This window comes from Pseudomonas sp. GP01-A4, assembly GCF_058780865.1.
Genome location: NZ_JBYSWF010000065.1, coordinates 43,622 through 44,537 on the forward strand (window position 1 = coordinate 43,622; position 916 = coordinate 44,537).

Here is a 916-nt window from a genome sequence, read left to right on the forward strand (position 1 = left end):
GGCTTGCTCGCGAAAGCGGCGTGTCAGGCAATAAAGGCATCGACTGAACCACCGTTTTCGCGAGCAAGCCCGCTCCCACATTTGGATCTTCGTTGTCAGGTTATTCCGGGGCGTGATCCCGCAGGAACACCAGGTTATCCGGCTTCGACTGCTCCGCATTGAAGCGATAACCCTGCACGTCAAACTCCTTGAGCCTGGCCGGGTCGTTGATGCGTTCTTCAATCACGAAGCGGCTCATCATGCCCCGGGCCTTCTTGGCGTAGAAGCTGATGATCTTGTACTGGCCGTTTTTCAGATCCTTGAACTCGGTGTTGATGATCCGCGCTTTCAATGCCGGGCGTTTGACTGCCGAGAAGTACTCGTTGGACGCGAGGTTGAGCAGCACGTCATCGCCTTGTTCGGCCAGGGCTTCGTTGAGCCACTCGCTGATGCGGGTGCCCCAGAAAGCGTACAGGTCCTTGCCACGGGCGTTGGGCAGTTTGGTGCCCATTTCGAGGCGGTACGGCATCATCAGGTCCAGCGGCCGCAGCAGGCCGTACAGGCCGGAGAGCATGCGCAGGTGGTCCTGGGCGTAGGTGAAGTCGGCGTCCTTGAGGGTTTCGGCGTTGAGGCCGGTGTAGACGTCGCCCTTGAATGCCAGCAGGGCTTGTTTGGCGTTGGCGGGGGTGAAGGCGGGGGTCCAGCTGCCGAAGCGTGCGGCGTTGAGGCCGCCGATTTTGTCGGAGACGTGCATCAGTTCGCTGATTTGCGCCGGGCTGAGTTCGCGCAGTTGTTCGATCAGCTCCTGGGAGTGGTCGAGGTATTGCGGCTGGGTGAAGCGCGGGGTGACCGGCTTTGACTCGAAATCGAGGGTTTTGGCGGGGGAAATCACCGTCAGCATGAAGTCGTCTCCTTTAATCGTGGGGGGATTCTAGGG

1 protein-coding gene is annotated in these 916 nt (G+C 59.9%); it reads right to left on the reverse strand.

Translation table 11 applies throughout. The annotated features are described in order from the left end of the window. Positions 1 to 100: 100 nt before the first annotated feature. Positions 101 to 880: a peroxide stress protein YaaA gene (gene yaaA / locus AC3WKX_RS27700; protein WP_102606060.1), complete on the reverse strand. Its 780-nt coding sequence runs from the start codon at positions 878 to 880 to the stop codon at positions 101 to 103. Positions 881 to 916 lie beyond the last annotated feature (36 nt).